The sequence below is a fragment of the Thermoplasmata archaeon genome, assembly GCA_036395115.1.
Classification (GTDB): Archaea; Thermoplasmatota; Thermoplasmata; order RBG-16-68-12; family RBG-16-68-12; genus RBG-16-68-12.
The window spans coordinates 91,892-107,780 of sequence record DASWDU010000005.1; the positions used below are offsets into that span (position 1 = coordinate 91,892).

The following is a 15,889-nucleotide window of genomic DNA, read 5'->3' on the forward strand; positions in this document are numbered from 1 at the left end:
AAACGATTAAGTAGGTCAGACATAATGACGCCCCGTCCGCGGGGCCTCGTCCCCGCGCGCCGATGGGATGGGACGCCGATGAGGTCCGCCGCACGAGCGAGGAGCAACGCGCCTCGCGCCTTCGCCTTGGGAATCGCGATCGCGATCTTGACCGCCGCCTTCGTCCTCGCCGCGCCGACGGCCCGGTCCGAGGGCGGAATGGTCCCGGCGGACGTCCTGAGCGTCACGCTCGTCCTCGGGAAGACGTCGTACGTGAGCGGCGACAACGCGACCGCCACGGCGATCGTCTACCGGACGCCGGGCCCGGCGAACTACACATACGACTGGATGGTCCGCGACGGGTTCTTCGGCACGGTCCTCGCGACGCTTTCGAACGGCCCGTCGACGTACACGTACGCGATCCCCGCAGACTACCAGGGCACGCTCTATTTCTGGCTCACCGTCAACGACGACACGAGCCTGTCGCAGACGACGACCGCCCACGCCGAGGTCGCGGCCGGGTACGTCGCGCTCACGCTCGATCGATCGGAGTTCAACCCGGGGGACCGGATCACGGCATACTACGGCCTTCGCTCGAACGTGATTACAAGCCCCTCGTGGACGTACACCGTGGTCGACTTCGAAGGGACGACCGTCCTGTCGGGCGCGACGAACGGCACGACGTTCTCGTACCTCACGCCGAACCCCGCGAGCCGTTGGTACACGTTCACCGTCACGGCATCGGGGACCGGCGGGTCCGCAACGGCGTCGCTCACGACCTCCCAGGCGGGCGGGTACGTGCTGAGCATCTCCCTCGATCGCGCCTCGTACGCGCCGGGCGACACGGTCCGCGTGCACGTCAGCCTCGCGGCGCGCGGGACCTCGAGCCTGCCCTCTCAGTTCCGCTTCGGCGCGACCCTGCTCGGCGTCGGCAGCGCGTCAGCAATCACGACGTACCAGGAAGCCTACGTCTCCCTCACCGTGCCCCGGAGCCTCAGCTCGGGGGACCTCTTGCTCATCGTCAACGAGTTGAACACAGGGGCGAGCGGCTTCGCGATGGTCCACGTCGGGGCCGGCGGCTCCTTCTGGTCCACGGACATCGGAGGCGTGCCGGCGTACGCCGTCGCGCTCTCGCTCCTCGTCATCGTCCTGCTCATCGCCGTCCTGACGATGTGGCGCCGGGCCGGTGGCGGCATGCTCGGAGCCCCGCGCGGTCCGCCGGCGCCGCCCCCGGAGGGGCCCGTCCGCGCGCCCGCGGCGTCGCCGATGACCGTGATGTGCCGCCGATGCGGCAAGCCGATCGACATCACGACGAGCAAGCGGCCGATCGAGGTCATGTGCCCGTCGTGCGGCGAGACGCAGGTCGTGGCGTGACCGGAGCGAAGCAAGGTTCATGGCGTCGGGGCCGCATCCGTCTCCTTCTCGAGGAGAAGGACGATGACGGACGAAGAGGCGCTCCTGGCGGCGGTCCAGAAGAACGATGCGACGGGGGTTCGGACGATCCTGGACCGCAATCCCCTAGTCCTGCGGACGCGCACGCCGAACGGGACGCTCGTCCTCACGGCCGCGTTCTACGGCGCCACGGACGCGCTGAAGATCCTCCTGGAGCGTACGCCGGAGGACGCGCTGAACCTGTACGAGGCCGCGACCGTCGGAAACGAGCGGCGGCTCAAGACGATCCTCGGGCAGTCGAGGACTCGGATCGACGACGCGACGAAGGAGGAGGGCTTCTCGCCCCTCGGCCTCGCGGCGTTCTTCGGCCACGTCGAGGCGGTGAAGGTGCTCCTGGAGAACGGCGCCGATGTGAACGCGAAGCCGCCGAGCCGTTTCCAGAACACCGCGGTCGATAGCGCGGTTTCGGGTGACCACGCCGAGGTCGTCCGCGTGCTCCTGGCCGCGGGCGCGGACCCGAACGTGCGGAGCGAGGCGAACTACACGACGCTGCACAAGGCTGCGGCGCACGGGAACCTCGAGATCGTCCGCATGCTCCTCGATCACGGGGCGGACCCGAAGGCGACCCGCGACGGCGGGAACACGCCGCTCGACGACGCACGCGAGAAAGGCAACGCCGCCGTCGTGGAGTTCCTCGAGGCCCGCGGCGCGGAGGCCTAGGCCCGCCGCTTATGCCCGGTTGGGCATAATGGCGCGGGCGTCACAGTTTCGCGAGGACCTCGCCAATCCCGCGCACGCCCTCTTGGATCGTCTCGCGCGACGCCGCATACGACAGGCGGATGTGACCTTCGCCCGCTCCGCCGAACGCCGTGCCCGGCGTCACGGCGACGGAGGCCTCCTTCAGGACGCGTTCGCACAGGGTCGCGCTGTCGACGCGCGCGTCGATCCGCGGGAACACGTAGAACGCCCCGGCCGGCCGCTCCGCCGAGAGACGGTCGATTTTCTCGAGCTCCCGCAGCACGAGATCGCGCCGCGCGCGGAACTCCGCCACCATCGCCTCGAGGGGCGCGGTCGGCCCCCGGAGGGCGGCGACGCCGGCCTTCTGCGCAAACGCCGTGGCGCACGTGATCGTGTGCTCCTGGACCTTGACGATTTCCCTGAAGAGGGGCGTCGGCGCGACGAGCCATCCGAGCCGCCAGCCCGTCATCGCGTACGTCTTCGAGAAGCCGTGCACCGTCACCGTGCGCTCGAACATGCCGTCCAGGGACGCCGGCGAGACGTGCTCGCCCTCGTAGAGGATCTTCTCGTAGATCTCGTCGCTCACGACGATGAGGTCGTGGTCCGCTGCGAGGTCGGCGAGGGCCCGCACCGCGTCGCGCGAGTACACCGAGCCGCCGGGGTTCGACGGGGAGTTGAGCATCAGGAGGCGCGTGTGCGGCGTGATCGCCTGCGCGACCGTTTCCGCCGACGGCACGAAGCCGTCCTCGTCCGCGGCGCCCACGGGCACGGGCTTCGCCCCTGCGAGGGTGACCATCGGCCCGTACGAGACCCAGCCGGGATCCGGGATCAGCGCCTCGTCGCCGCGGTCCAGCAGGGCCATGCACGTGAGGAAGAGCGTGTGCTTCGTCGGCGCGACGATCACGTTCTCCGCCTTCGCGGGGATCTTGTTGTCCGTTCTGGATTTCTCCGCGATCGCCTCCCGCAATTCTCGGATCCCGGGTGCTGGCGTGTACTTGGTGTAGCCGTCGTCGAGGGCCTTCTTCGCCGCCTCGATGATATGCGCGGGTGTCGGGAAGTCCGGCTCGCCGATCGCCAGCGAGACGACCTTCTCGCCGCGCGCTTTCATCTCCGTGACGAGCTCGCTGATGCGGACCGTTGGAGACGACTCGATGGAAAGGACGCGCTTCGCGAATCGGGCCATGCATGAAGGCAACATGGAGGACTAGAAAAGGGTTCACCCAGGGTATGAGTAATTGCTCATACGGGCGGAGCGCCACGCCGGGCCGCGGTCCGCTGCCGTTTGCCGAAAGCGACATGTGGTGATTATGAGTAGTTACTCATACAGACGCAACCGACCTCTTCGGTGGGAGCTCCCGTTTATCCGTCGGGGGCTGAGGCGTGCCTCCGAACGGGATCGTATCCCAGCGACGCGAAAATCGTCTCTCCCAAGGAGGCGTTCGTCGTCACATGCTCGACGCCTTGGGCTCGGAGGAATCCGCGGAGGTCCTCGAGCCTCTCGGGGATTACGAATAGCACGGATTGGCCGAGATAGCGGACGCCTTCCCGCTCGACAAAGCCCGGGTACCCATATTTCCTTCCACTCTTCTCGAGGACGTAACCGAAGACGAATCGGTGAAGGCGCGCACAGAGCGAGCGGTCACGGCTGTCGACGTCCCAAGTCACGATGAACCCGGTCTGGCGAACGCCTTTCTGCCTACGAGCTCTCCTTACCGACGCGGATCTTCGGGCCATGGTATGACCAATTGCTCATACCCGGAGAGGAATAAGTAGGCGGACTGGGGAGAGGGCAGTGAACGTGAATGCCTTCGGGACGACAGATTCATCGGTGGGCGAAGTACGCTCGGACCTCGGCCGTGCTCACGTGGTCGATCCGCGCGAATCCGACCCGCTCGAACTGCACCACGTCATCGACCTTGAGGGTCGCGATTAGGGGTTCGCCGAGGCCCCGTCTTGCCTCCGGTGTCGGCGAATCGGACGCGTCCGGCAGGACCATATGGACATTCACCCCGTGCGTGACCCACTGGATCTTGGGAATCTCCTTGTTCTCCATCGAGACGAATCGTGCGCGGTGGTCCAAGACGACGTTGCAGAAGTCCTTCAGACGCACCTCCTTCCCGCGGAACTTCTCGAAGTCCTCGCGGGCGACCTGGACCTTCGGACCCGCGGGAATCTCTCGCACGCCGCGGGCCGGGAAATCGGGGTGGAGCGGCGCCTTCACCCGCTCGATCGGCGGCAGTCCGGCGATCTGGACCGCAGTGGGATCGGGGACGAAGAAGTAGCGGTTCGCGTCCTTGTCGATCAACTTGCGGTTCTCTGCGTACAGCGTCTCGGCGGGCACCTCGATGTCGTTCAGACTCAGGCCGAAAGAGAGCACGAACTCTCGGAGGGCCGCCGGCCGGATGCCCCGTCGGCGCAACGACTGCAAAGACCAGGTGCGAGGGTCGTCGATCCCGGTCAGGCGGCCGGCCGCGATTTCCTTTCGGTACCGCGACTTCGAGAGCTCGATGTCCTTGAACCGCAAGATGCCGAAATGCACGAACGCCGGACGGCGGGCAATCTCGAGGACATCCCAGATCCGCGCTTCCATCATGTCCTCCATGACCAGGTCCTTGCCGCGGATCACGTGCGTGATCCCGAGCAGATGGTCGTCGACGGCCCAGGAGAACTCGAGCATCGGCCACACGCGGTACCGCGTCCCGACCCGCGGGTGCTCCCGCTCCGCGATCCGGAACAGGACGCGGTCGCGGAACGCGGGATTCGGATGGGCCATGTCCGTCTTCAGGCGGACGACGGCTTCGCCCTCGCCGTACTCCCCGGCGAGCATCGCCTTCCACATCGCGATCGTCTCGTCGACGTCCTGCGTGCGGTGCACGCACGCCCGCATCCCCTCGCGATTCTTGCGGAGCGTATCGGCGTCGCACTCGCACACGTACGCCTCGCCCGTCGCGAGGAGCTTCTCCGCCCACTCGTAGTGCAGCGGGATGCGGTCGCTCTTGTACAGCACCTGATCGTACTCGACGCCGGCCCAATCGAGGCCCTCCTTCACCTGGTCGAACGCCTCCGGCAGGAGCGGCTTCTCCTCCGAGCCGATCGTGTCGTCGAAGACGAGCAGCAGCCGTCCATGGTAGCGTTTCGCGTACGCGTCGTTCAGGACGAACGCCCGCGCATTCCCGATGTGGAGCGGCCCGCTCGGATATGGCGCGAGTCGGAGGACGACCTTGCCGTCCACCGCCCCGGGCAGCGGCGGGAGTTCCTTCGGCCCGACGTCGGCGCGGGCCCTCTCGAGGAGCTCCGGCGCGATCGACGTCAGCTCGGCACGTTGGGCGTCCGGGGAGAGGCGGTTCACCTCCGCGACGACGCGCTCGACCTCGCGCGCGGCCTCCTTCGCGCGGCTCCGCAACGACGGATCCTCCGAGAGCAACCGGCCGAGGACCGCCCTCGCGTCGGCCTTGCCGTCGTGGAGGACCGCATTCTGCAACGCGAACTTCCGCGCCGAGTTCACGGCCACGTGCGTCCGGAGCGGCGGGGCGGTTAAAGAATCTTCGACCGAGGGGCCGTATCGCAACCCCGGCGTGGGCCGCCGTGTTCCCGCGGCTGAGACCGTCCCCGCCCGCCGACTCTCGGGAATTCGCCTAAGGAATGTTTATGGTCCACGGGACGCACGTCTTCCTCGTGGGTCGATGGTGGGGTCGCCTCTCCCCACGGGAACGCGCGGGGGTCGCGTTCGCGGTGTGGGCGTTCGCCTTCTTCGCCCTCTCCGTCGCGGCCGCGACCCCGGGCGGGCCTCTCGCTGCGCTTACCGCGGACGACCTCCATCCGATCGTCGGGCAGACCGTGCACTTCGACGCGTCCGCGAGCGTGTCGCACGACGAAGGCCTTGGGCGGATCGTCTCGTACCGATTCGACTTCGGCGACGGCGCGGGCACGGCGGGGCAGATTCCCGCGACGGCGGGCCACGCCTATGCGGACGTCGGCCCGAGGCGGGCGATCGTCATCGTGCGCGACGCCCGGGACAACGTCGGCACGGCGTCCGTGACGATCGACGTGCGGCCGAGGCCCACGCCGACCGGACCCGAGCCGGACCTCACGCCGAGCGCCGCGTCGACGGATCCCGGGAGCCCGCTCGAAGGCCAGGTGGTCAGCGTCGGGATCACGATCGTGAACCACGGCGGTGCGACGGCGGATTCCGCGACGATCGACGTCTACGACGCGCGGCCGGACGGCACGACGGTCGCGATCGGCCAGATCGCGCTGCCCCAGCCCCTTGCCGCCGGCTCGTCGGCCACGGTCTACTCGCAGTCGTTCCTCGCCGTCGGTGTAGGGGACCACGCGATCCGGATCGTCGTCGGCAACGTGACGCCGACGGAATCGAACACAAGCGACAACGCGCGGGAAATCCCGATGACCGTACGCGCATCGACCGGATCGCCTCCGAACGGCGGCGAGATCCCGCTCGGCAACGTGGCGGTCATCGTCGGCTTGCTCGCAGCCGCCATCGCCGCACTCGTCGGGGCCGCCATCCTGCTCACGCGTCCGCGCAAGCGGAGACCGCTCGAACCGCCACCCGCCGAGCCGCCGGACGAGTCGCCGCCGCCGATCTGGCCCCCCTAGTGGGACCGGCGCGGAACCGCTTCCGTCGAGGGCCCCGCAACGCCTAAAGAGCCGGACCGGTTTCGCGGGCGAGAGGACTTGCATGACGCTGCGCGAGTGGCTGGAACGGTTCTCCGACGACGTCATCCGGATCGAGGCGGACACGAGCCGCGATCTCGCAGCGACCCGCGTCCTGTTGCGAGAGCCCCGCAGGCCCGTCCACTTTCGATCGATCGACGGATCCGAGGCCGTCGGGAACCTGTGGTCGACCCGGGCGCGCGTGGCCGCGGCGCTCCGTACGCCGGTCGAGTCGCTGCTCCCCCGGCTCATGGAAGCACAAGCCCATCCGGGCGACACGCGGATCGTCGATCGCGGGGGCTTCTTCGACCACGCGTCGACCGACGTGAACCTGCTCGATCTCCCGGTGCCGAAGCTGTTCCCGCGAGATGCGGGTCGATACATTACCGCCGGTGTCTGGGTCGCGGAATGGCAAGGAGTCCGCAACCTCTCGTTCCATCGGGTTCTCCTGCTCGACGAGACCCGGGGAGCGTGCCGCATCGTCCCGCGTCATCTGCGGCACATGTACAACGAGGCCATGAAGACGGGCGAGGAGCTCAAGGTCGCCGTCTGCATCGGCCTCGATCCGTGGAACCTCCTCGCGGGCGGGACCTCCGTCGAGTACGGGGTCGATGAAAGTCGAATCGCATCTGCACTGACGCAATCCTGCCTCGCCAAGCCTGTCGACATGGTCCGCATCAAAAACGGACTCACCGTGCCGGCGGAGGCGGAGTACGTCCTCGAGGGTCGCCTGATCAACGAGACGCATGACGAGGGCCCATTCGTCGATGCAGTCCGGACGTACGACCGCGTCCGCAAGGAGCCCGTCCTCGTCGTCGAGCGCATCTATCACCGGAACGACCCGATCTTTCACATCATCGTCGGCGGCCTCGACGAGCACTTCATGTTCATGGGCATGCCGCGCGAACCTGTTATCTATCAAGCGGTCTCCCGTGCGGTACCGCACGTGAAGGCGGTCCGCTTGACGGAGGGCGGGTGCGCCTGGCTGCACGGCATCGTGTCGATCCGCAAGCAGCACCAGGGGGACGGCAAGAACGCCATAATGGCGGCGTTCGGCGCGCACACGTCGATGAAACAGGTCGTCATCGTCGACGAGGACATCGACGTCTTCGACGACCGCGACGTCGAGTGGGCGATCGCCACGCGGTTCCAGGCGGACCGCGGCCTCGTCGTGCTGCATGGGGTCCGTGGCTCGTCGATCGACCCGAGCGCCCACGACGGCTTCACGTCGAAGGTCGGCATCGACGCGACGAAGCCCATCGGCGCGGATGCGGCGATGTTCGACAAGGCGACCCTGTGATGCGCCTCGACCCCTCGGTGATAACCCCAATCGCCGAGCCGGTGCATTCCACTACATGTAATGCGAGGATGTAATAGGCCTTCAGACATTGCATGTTCGTGACCATCACTAAGAGAGTCATCCAGACAGAGGTTGATTCCGCATTGTACGACTTCGTCGTCAAGGCAGCGAAGGCCAAGGGAATCACGCTCAAGGAGGCCACCCGCGAAGCGCTTCGTCGATGGGCCGCGATAGAAGGAGACCTCTCTTGGGATCCCCTCTTCGACCTCACGAAGACGGTCAAGTCGAAGAAGGCGACCGATTCGTCGAAGGTCGACGAAATTCTCTACGGCAAGAGACGATGAAGTTATTTCTCGACTCCGGTGCGCTCATCGCGCGGGCGATCAAGAACGACACAAACCACGAAGCCGCCAAGCAGGTATTTCACCGGCTTTCGCGGCGGAAGCTACCCTACCGCCTCCTTTATACTTCGAACTTCGTGATTGACGAGACGTTGACGTTTCTGCTCTACCGGGCCGGCGCGCGCACGGCGCTCGCCGTCGTGACCTGGATAAGGGAGTCCCCCAATGTCCGCGTGCTTCATGTATCCGAGGAAATCGAGCCCATCGTCGATCGGGAGTTTCGTCGCCACGCCCCGTCGGGGGTCTCGTATACGGATTGCGCCACGAAGGTGCTCATGGAGCGGGAGTCGATCGATACCGCGTTCGGATTCGATCGAGACCTCGAGGCCCTCGGTTTCCATCGGCTCCCGTAGTCGAACCCATAACGGTTCCCGGCGAGCGAGGCACTCGATACAACCCCGGTGTCCCTCGCGGACTCCGCGATGATCGAGGAATCGACCCCGGGAACGCGGGGCGATGTGCGCCCGCCGAAAATCGCGGGTCAAGGTTCATATGAACCTCCCTTATCGCGAACGACGATGCGGGCGGCGGTCTCCCTCCTCCTCGCCGTGCTCCTCGTCGGGCCCATCCCCCTCGCGTTCGCGCGCGATGCGCCGGCGCACGTGGACCCGCCGCGGGACGCGCGCCCCCACCTGATGCCGCCGCGGCCCGGCGTGCAGACGTGGCCGAGCGGCACGCGCCAAGGCAATCCGATCTTGCCGCCGTCTCCCGTTCAGACGACCGGCACGGTCCGCGTCCTCGTGCTGCTCGTCGACTTCACGGACGTCGCGCCGTTGTACACCGGCGCGTACTTCACCGCATTCTTCAACGATGCCTCGCCGGGAGCCCGTTCCCTCCAGGCATACTACCAGGAGGTCTCCCTCGGCGCGCTGACGGTCCAGGCGACCGTCATCACGACGTGGTTCGACAGCGTGCACCCGATGGCGGACTACGGCGCGGACAGCGCGAAGCCCCCCGACGATGCGAACGGTGACATCTACCGTCTCGTCACGGAGACGGTGCGGCTCGCCGACCCGATCGTCGACTTCGCGCCGTTCGACACGGACGGCGACGGCGTCGTGGACCACCTCGTCATCGTGCACGCCGGCGACGGCCAGGAGGCCGGGGGCAGCTCCGATCTGATCTGGTCCCACCGATGGGCCGTGTACGACGCGGACCCGGCCCTCCCCGGCACGCAGACGCTGATCGCCGACGGCGTCCAGATCTTCGGATACACGATGGTGGCCGAATCGTCCCCGGTCGGGGTCGTGGCGCACGAGTTCGGCCACGACCTTGGCCTCCCGGACCTATACGACACGGACGGCTCCTCGGACGGCGCCGGCCTGTGGGACATCATGGCCGGCGGCTCCTGGAACGGCGTGCCCGCCGGCACGTCGCCCGCGGACATGAGCGCCTGGTCCCGCATCCGCCTCGGCTGGATCACGCCGACCTCCGTGACGACGGCGCTCATCGGCACGTCGATCGCGCAGGCCGAGACCTCCGGGGCGGGGGTCTTTCGGCTCTCGATCCCCGGCGCGTCGCCCCTCGAATACTTCCTGGTCGAGAACCGCGAACCGTACGGCTTCGACGCGGCCCTGCCGGGCAGCGGGCTCCTGATCTGGCACGTCGACGACGCGCTTAGTTCGAACGAGGTCGACACGCATCGGCTCCTCGACCTCCTCGAGGCGGACGAGGGCCTCACTGGGGATCGCCCGACGGACGCCGGAGATCCGTGGCACGACACGGCGAACGGCTGGGGCCCGGACACGAACCCGGACAGCCGCGCGTATTCCGGGTCGGACACCGGCTGGCGGGTCCGGGACGTCTCCGCGAGCGGCGCGACAATGACCGCGACGATCGCGAGCGGGGTGACGCGGGACTTGGCGGTCTCGGCGATCCGCGTGCCGCTCCTCGAGGCCGTCGGGACGAGGGTGAACGTCTGGGTCGACGTGCGCAACGACGGGGCGCAGGCCTCGGATGTGCGGGTGGACATCGGCGTGTACCTCGACTCCGTCGCGACGGCGTCGCTCATCGTGCGGCAGACCTTCTTCCGCCCCGCCGTCGCCGCGCAGACGACGACCGCCTTCTCCCTGAACTTCACCCCGACCGTCGCCGGCCGATACCTCGTGATCGCGTCCCTCGTCGGCGCGGCCGACGATATCCCGACGAACGACGAGCGCGCCGCCCACGTCCTCGTGGCGGCGACGATCCCCTTCCGCGACGCCGTCGAGGCGGGCGCGGGCGGATGGACGCTCGACGGCTCCTCGACGGACGCGCACCGCTGGCAGATCGTGAACGACACGGACCCCGACGGCGCGGCGCACAGCCGCACCCACGCGTGGCGGTTCGGGTACGTCAACACGCTCTTCCCGAACCTCTTCCCTCCGGAGTGGCACACGCTCACGTCGCCCTCGATCAACGTGACCGCCGGTCCCACGTTCCTGATCTTCTTCGGCCGGTACGACCTGACGGGCCGGACGGTGCCCGTCCTCCCGATCGGATCGAACGACACGGACGATGCGTACGTCGAGGTGAGCGTCGCCGGCGGGCCGTGGATCGCCCTCGTCCACTACAGCGGGCGCGACCTCACGTGGCGGGGGATCTCGTTCGACCTGACGGCAAACATTACCGGCCCGACGACCCTCCGGATTCGGTTCCGGGTCAGCGCGAACGTGCTGGCGAATGCGGGCGGGTGGTGGATCGACGACGTCACCGTGGCGTCCTCGGGACTCGGACGCGCGGTCCTCCTCCTCGGGGCGTCGGGCCCCTACCAGGGCGCCGCGAGCGGGACCGTCCGGGTCGGCGTGAAGGTGGCCAACGTCGGCGATGTCGAGACGGTCTTCCGCCTCGACGCGGCGCTGCCGGCGGGCTGGACCGCCACCCTTGCGGGCGAGCCTCCGGGACCGCTCTCGGGCCATCTCGTCCGGCTCGCGCCGGACAACGACGCCTCGCTCCGGGTCGACATCGTGCTCCCGTGGAACGCGGCTTCGGGCGCGCTCGTCTCGGTCCCGATCAACGCGACGGCCGTCGGCGACGCGAACGCGAATGCGTCGCTCGTCGTGCAGGTGCGCCTCGCTGGCTTTTCGATCGAGCTGCTCCTCGCCGCCGGCTCCATCGCGGCCATCGCCCTCGCAACCGTCGTGATCTTCGGCCTGAGGCGCCTGAGGCGTCCGCCGGTCTAGTCGAAAAGGTTATTCGCGCCCCCCGTCGTCGGGCGGACGTGTTCGTGACGCACGCGCTCCTCCGGCGGGGGGCCGTCGAGGAGCGCGCGTACCAGGTGAACATCGCCCGCGCGTGCCTCGAGCGGTCCACGCTCGTCGTCCTCCCGACGGGCATGGGGAAGACGGTGGTCGCCGCGATGGTCATCGCGGAGGTCCTCCGTAGCAAGGGCGGCAAGATCCTCTTCCTCGCGCCGACGAAGCCGCTCGTCGAGCAGCACGCGGCCTCGCTCCGCGAGATGCTCGTCATCGACCGGATCGAGCTGTTCACCGGCGAAGCGACCGCGCCGGAAGATCGCGAGCTCATGTGGCGGGAAGACAAGATCGTCGTCTCGACGCCGCAGGTCATCCGGAACGATCTCCGGGCCGAGCGCATATCCCTGGACGACGTCTCCCTGATCGTCTTCGACGAGGCCCACCGGGCGGTCGGCGACTACGCCTACGTCGACGTCGCGGCCGCGTACAAGGAGGTCCCGGGACGCCTCGTCCTCGGGATGACCGCCTCGCCGGGCGCGAGCGCGGAGAAGATCCTGGAGGTGTGCGGGAACCTCGGCATCACGGCCGTCGAGATCCGCACGGAATACGACGCGGACGTCGTGCCGTACCAGCATGCACTCGCGTTCGAGCGCGTGGAGGTCGACGCCCCGGACGTCTCGAAGGAGATCCGCGGACTCCTGGAGACCGTGTACGAGGAGCAGGTCGGACGCCTCAAGAAACTCGGTTTTCTCGCGGGCAAGCCGAAGGTCACGCTCAAGGACTTGCTCGCGGTCGGGGACGAGGCCCGCCGCAAACTCGACTCCGGTATTAAGGACGGCCGGCTGTACGGCGCGATGACGGCGCAGGCGATCGCGATGAAGGCGAACCATGCGATTGAGCTCGCGGAGACGCAAGGGCTCGGCTCCCTCCGGTCGTACTTCGAGAAGATGGAGGCCGAGTCCAAATCGAAGGCGGACGTCCAGTTCTTGAAACACGCGAAAGTGCAGGAAGCGATCAAGCTCGCCCGCGAGACGGACGTCGAGCACCCGAAGCTCGCGAAGACGGCGTGGGTCGTGCGCGAGCAGTTCATGAAGAAAGCGGATTCGAAGATCATCGTCTTCGCGCACTACCGCGAGACCGCGGATCGGGTGACGCAGGACCTCGCTCGCATCCCCGGCGTGCGACCGATGCGGTTCGTCGGGCAAGCCTCGCGCGGCGAGGACGTCGGGCTGTCGCAGAAGCAACAGGTCGATATCCTCGAGAAGTTCCGGGCCGGCGAGGTGAACGTGATCGTCGCGACGTCGATCGGGGAGGAGGGCCTCGACATCCCGCAAGTCGATCTCGTCGTCTTCTACGAGCCGGTGCCGTCGGAGATCCGGACGATCCAGCGGCGCGGGCGCACCGGGCGGAGCGCGGCGGGTCGCGTCGTGATGCTCGTGACGAGGGACACGCGGGACGAGGCGTACTTCTACAGCGCCCGCCGCAAGGAGCGGCGGATGCACCAGGAACTCGACCGACTTCGGCGTGAGCTGAAACAGAAGATCTTCGTCGGCGAGCCCGGCGGCGAGACGTTCGCGGTGGCGTCGCCGGAGGCCCGCATCGAGGCGCTCCGGGAAGCGACGCGGGAGGACGCCGCCCCGCCGCCGTCTCCGCCGCCTCCGCCTCCCGCGCGCGAGCGCAGGACCTCCCGCGAGAAGAAAGGCCAGACCACCGTCGAGGAGTTTTGACCCGTTCGATTTATACTCCTCACGCTCCTACGAGGCCGCAAGGCCCGCGATGGTCCGCTGCCCCGAATGCGGATGGGAGATCGATCCGGACGACGAGATGTGCCCGAACTGCGGCGCGTACCTCGCCGACTATGAGGACCTCGAGCCGAAGAACGAGTGAGACGCCTCAAGGGCCGAACGCGTCGCGAGCCGCCCCTCGGAGGAACTCGCCAAATCCGCCCGTCGGCGGGGGGATCTCCCCGCGGACGACCTCGCCCGATGCGCCGTCGAGGACGATCGCGTACGACCGCCCGCGATATTCGTACGTCGAGAACCAGATCGGCGCATGCAGGAACTCGGCGTCCTTCACGTCGACCTGAGTCGTCGCGTCCTCGACGAGGTCGACGAGGTCCTTCAGCAGGTCGCGCTGGTGCGCATCGACGTCCTCCCGGGCGAGCCGCTCCGCCTCGTCCTCGTCGACCTCCGCGTTCAGGAAGCGGGAATCCCGCACCATGCCGGTCGTGGTGAAGGGCACCTTCAATGCGAGGGGCAGCTTGTACTCCCGCGTCGGGAAATCCCCCGAACGGCGGCCGAGGACCTTCCAGAAGTAGTCCCGCCGCAGGCTCCCGCTCCGACGCTCGTTCGTGCCCGTCCGCGTGAGGACGCCGGCGTAGGCGGTCGTCGCATCGACCTCGAAGACGTAGAACGGGAGGTAGACGCACTCGAGGGACGTGACCCGCGACGCGCGTCGCAGGTCGTCCGGCTTCATCACGCCGCCCTCCAGCCAGCCGGCGATCGTCCGCGTCGCGCCGTCCCTGTCCAACCGGGCGGCGAGCATCGAGTGCCTCAGGAGGAACGGCTTCTCCCCCTCGATCCGCGACGCGGTGCCGCAGTACGGGCACGTCACGATGACCTCGCCCGTCGTCAGGTTCAGCGGACCGCCGCATTTCGGACAATTGATCGACTCGACGAGCTCCGGCATGCTTGCGCAATCCTCATGCGGAGGCCCATAATAGGCCTTCCCGTGGGTTCCCTCACGGCCTTGCGTCGGGGCAGCGTCTTCACCGTCGTCCTCGTCTTCGCGTTCCTCTCGATCCTGCTGCTCCTGATCCTCGCGGCCGCGGACTACGTCCTCCAGGCGCGGGCGTTCCCGGGGGCGTTCGGGATCGTCGTCGGGCTCGCGCTGTTCTTCATCTTCCTGCAGTGGCTCATCTCGCCGGTGATCGTCCGCTGGGCGATCCGCGGACGCCGGCCGATCACGGCGCAATCGAACCCGTGGCTCTATCAGGCCGTCGCGCAGCTGGCCGGCCAGGCCGGCGTGCCGCCGCCGACGATCTGGGAGAGCGGCGATGCCGCGCCGAACGCCTTCGTCTTCGGGCGGACGGTCGGGTCGTCGGAACTCGTCGTGACGCGCGGCCTGCTCGAGCGGCTGAACCAGGACGAGATCCGCGCGGTCCTCGCGCACGAGATCGGACACCTGCGCCACCGCGACGTGATCATCATGACGTTCGTCTCGGCGGTGCCGCTCCTGGCCTACATCGTCGCGCGATTCGGCTTCGAGGTCATGCGGAGCGGCGCGCGGTCCCGCGGCAAGGACGCGGGCCAGGCGATCCTCCTCCTCATCCTTTCCGCGGTCGTCTCGTACGCCGTGTACTTGGTGACGCAGCTCCTCGTCCTCCACCTGTCCCGGACCCGCGAGTACTACGCGGACGCGTACAGCGGCGCGGCGACGAGAGACCCGCACCTCCTCGCCTCCGCCCTGACGAAGATCACGTACGGCCTGTCGCTCGCCCGCGAGGACTCGGAGCCGTCCGGCCTGCGGGCGTTCATGATCGGCGATCCGGTCAAGGCCGCGGAAGACTACGACGAACTGAGGGAGAAGATGAACCAATACGACCTCGACCGAGACGGACAGATCGACGCCTACGAGCTCCAGCGGGCGATCGAGATGGAGCGGAAGAGCCACTGGCGCCGCGCGAACGAGCTGTTCGGGACGCACCCGCCGACCTACCAGCGGATCCTGATGCTCGAGGAGATGGAGGAGGAAATCAAGAAGGGCGGCCTCCCTCCGAACATCTACCACTTGGTCTGACGACCGATCGGCTCAGGGGATGTGTCGGCGCTGCGCGCGACGGACCGCGTCGTGCTCGGCGTCCCGCGCCATGACGAAGATCGCCCCGAGGACGATGATCACGAGGACGGACAGCAGGATGAGGTACAGCAGCTTCGCGAGGTCGCCCGAGCCTCCCGTGAAGATTGAGCCGTAGAAGCTGCCCGCGCCGATGACGAAGAACCCTCCGGCCAGGGGGCGCGCGATCTTGCGGTCGTGCGTCGCGGCGAAGAGCATGTAGAACCCGAGCGCGAAGATCATCGAGCAAAGTCCGGTCCACCAGAGCCGTTCGTCGAGCCGCATCGTCGCGACGAACAGGATGAACCCGAAGATGCTCGCTAGGACGATCGTGCCGATCGCGCCGATCGCCATGAGGACCGTCGTCGAGAGGTGGGGCACCGCGGGCCCGCCCGGTGCGG

15 protein-coding genes are annotated in these 15,889 nt (G+C 67.9%); 10 read left to right on the forward strand and 5 right to left on the reverse strand.

The genetic code is table 11. From position 1 onward, the window contains the following. The first annotated feature begins 24 nt into the window (after nucleotides 1-24). Nucleotides 25-1,353 carry a hypothetical protein gene (locus tag VF992_01175; GenBank protein HEX9339771.1) on the forward strand — a complete coding sequence of 443 codons (1,329 nt, stop codon included), beginning with the start codon at nucleotides 25-27 and terminating at the stop codon, nucleotides 1,351-1,353. 63 nt (nucleotides 1,354-1,416) lie between these two features. Continuing rightward, the gene (locus VF992_01180) at nucleotides 1,417-2,091 is read left to right on the forward strand and encodes an ankyrin repeat domain-containing protein (protein ID HEX9339772.1); all 675 of its coding nucleotides are present in this window, start codon (nucleotides 1,417-1,419) and stop codon (nucleotides 2,089-2,091) included. A gap of 40 nt (nucleotides 2,092-2,131) precedes the next feature. Here VF992_01180 and VF992_01185 read toward each other — a convergent pair whose 3' ends face one another. The 3 genes from VF992_01185 to VF992_01195 form a co-directional block, all read right to left on the reverse strand. After that, on the reverse strand, nucleotides 2,132-3,292 hold the full coding sequence (locus tag VF992_01185; GenBank protein HEX9339773.1) for a pyridoxal phosphate-dependent aminotransferase: 1,161 nt from the start codon (nucleotides 3,290-3,292) through the stop codon (nucleotides 2,132-2,134). Between the two features lie 176 nt (nucleotides 3,293-3,468). Beyond that, entirely contained in the window at nucleotides 3,469-3,774 is a 306-nt protein-coding gene (locus tag VF992_01190; protein ID HEX9339774.1) for a hypothetical protein, read from the reverse strand. Between the two features lie 157 nt (nucleotides 3,775-3,931). Then, nucleotides 3,932-5,620 carry a glutamate--tRNA ligase gene (locus VF992_01195; GenBank protein HEX9339775.1) on the reverse strand — a complete coding sequence of 563 codons (1,689 nt, stop codon included), beginning with the start codon at nucleotides 5,618-5,620 and terminating at the stop codon, nucleotides 3,932-3,934. 164 nt (nucleotides 5,621-5,784) lie between these two features. Here VF992_01195 and VF992_01200 point away from each other — a divergent pair, with 164 nt between their 5' ends. The 7 genes from VF992_01200 (at nucleotide 5,785) to VF992_01230 (ending at nucleotide 13,541) form a co-directional block, all read left to right on the forward strand. Then, entirely contained in the window at nucleotides 5,785-6,723 is a 939-nt protein-coding gene (locus VF992_01200; protein ID HEX9339776.1) for a PKD domain-containing protein, read from the forward strand. Nucleotides 6,724-6,805: 82 nt separating this feature from the next. Then, nucleotides 6,806-8,080, forward strand: a complete 1,275-nt coding sequence (locus VF992_01205; GenBank protein ID HEX9339777.1) for a UbiD family decarboxylase — start codon at nucleotides 6,806-6,808, stop codon at nucleotides 8,078-8,080. A gap of 98 nt (nucleotides 8,081-8,178) precedes the next feature. Next, the gene (locus VF992_01210) at nucleotides 8,179-8,424 is read left to right on the forward strand and encodes a hypothetical protein (GenBank protein ID HEX9339778.1); all 246 of its coding nucleotides are present in this window, start codon (nucleotides 8,179-8,181) and stop codon (nucleotides 8,422-8,424) included. After that, nucleotides 8,421-8,834 carry a PIN domain-containing protein gene (locus tag VF992_01215; protein HEX9339779.1) on the forward strand — a complete coding sequence of 138 codons (414 nt, stop codon included), beginning with the start codon at nucleotides 8,421-8,423 and terminating at the stop codon, nucleotides 8,832-8,834. The genes VF992_01210 and VF992_01215 overlap by 4 nt, the downstream gene beginning before the upstream one ends. A 165-nt stretch (nucleotides 8,835-8,999) precedes the next feature. Further along, nucleotides 9,000-11,642 carry a M6 family metalloprotease domain-containing protein gene (locus VF992_01220; protein HEX9339780.1) on the forward strand — a complete coding sequence of 881 codons (2,643 nt, stop codon included), beginning with the start codon at nucleotides 9,000-9,002 and terminating at the stop codon, nucleotides 11,640-11,642. Nucleotides 11,643-11,680: 38 nt separating this feature from the next. Beyond that, complete coding sequence (locus VF992_01225; GenBank protein ID HEX9339781.1) at nucleotides 11,681-13,381, forward strand: DEAD/DEAH box helicase; 1,701 nt, start codon at nucleotides 11,681-11,683, stop codon at nucleotides 13,379-13,381. A 49-nt stretch (nucleotides 13,382-13,430) separates the two neighbouring features. Beyond that, complete coding sequence (locus VF992_01230) at nucleotides 13,431-13,541, forward strand: zinc ribbon domain-containing protein (GenBank protein ID HEX9339782.1); 111 nt, start codon at nucleotides 13,431-13,433, stop codon at nucleotides 13,539-13,541. Between the two features lie 6 nt (nucleotides 13,542-13,547). Here VF992_01230 and VF992_01235 read toward each other — a convergent pair whose 3' ends face one another. Next, nucleotides 13,548-14,342, reverse strand: coding sequence for a hypothetical protein (locus tag VF992_01235; GenBank protein ID HEX9339783.1), 795 nt, complete (start codon nucleotides 14,340-14,342; stop codon nucleotides 13,548-13,550). A 42-nt stretch (nucleotides 14,343-14,384) separates the two neighbouring features. On the opposite strand from VF992_01235, the gene VF992_01240 reads away from it, so the two are divergent. Further along, the gene (locus VF992_01240) at nucleotides 14,385-15,452 is read left to right on the forward strand and encodes a M48 family metalloprotease (GenBank protein HEX9339784.1); all 1,068 of its coding nucleotides are present in this window, start codon (nucleotides 14,385-14,387) and stop codon (nucleotides 15,450-15,452) included. Nucleotides 15,453-15,464: 12 nt separating this feature from the next. On the opposite strand, the gene VF992_01245 is transcribed toward VF992_01240, so the two are convergent. Further along, a complete protein-coding gene (locus VF992_01245; protein ID HEX9339785.1) occupies nucleotides 15,465-15,869 on the reverse strand; it encodes a hypothetical protein in 405 nt (134 codons plus the stop codon). Nucleotides 15,870-15,889 lie beyond the last annotated feature (20 nt).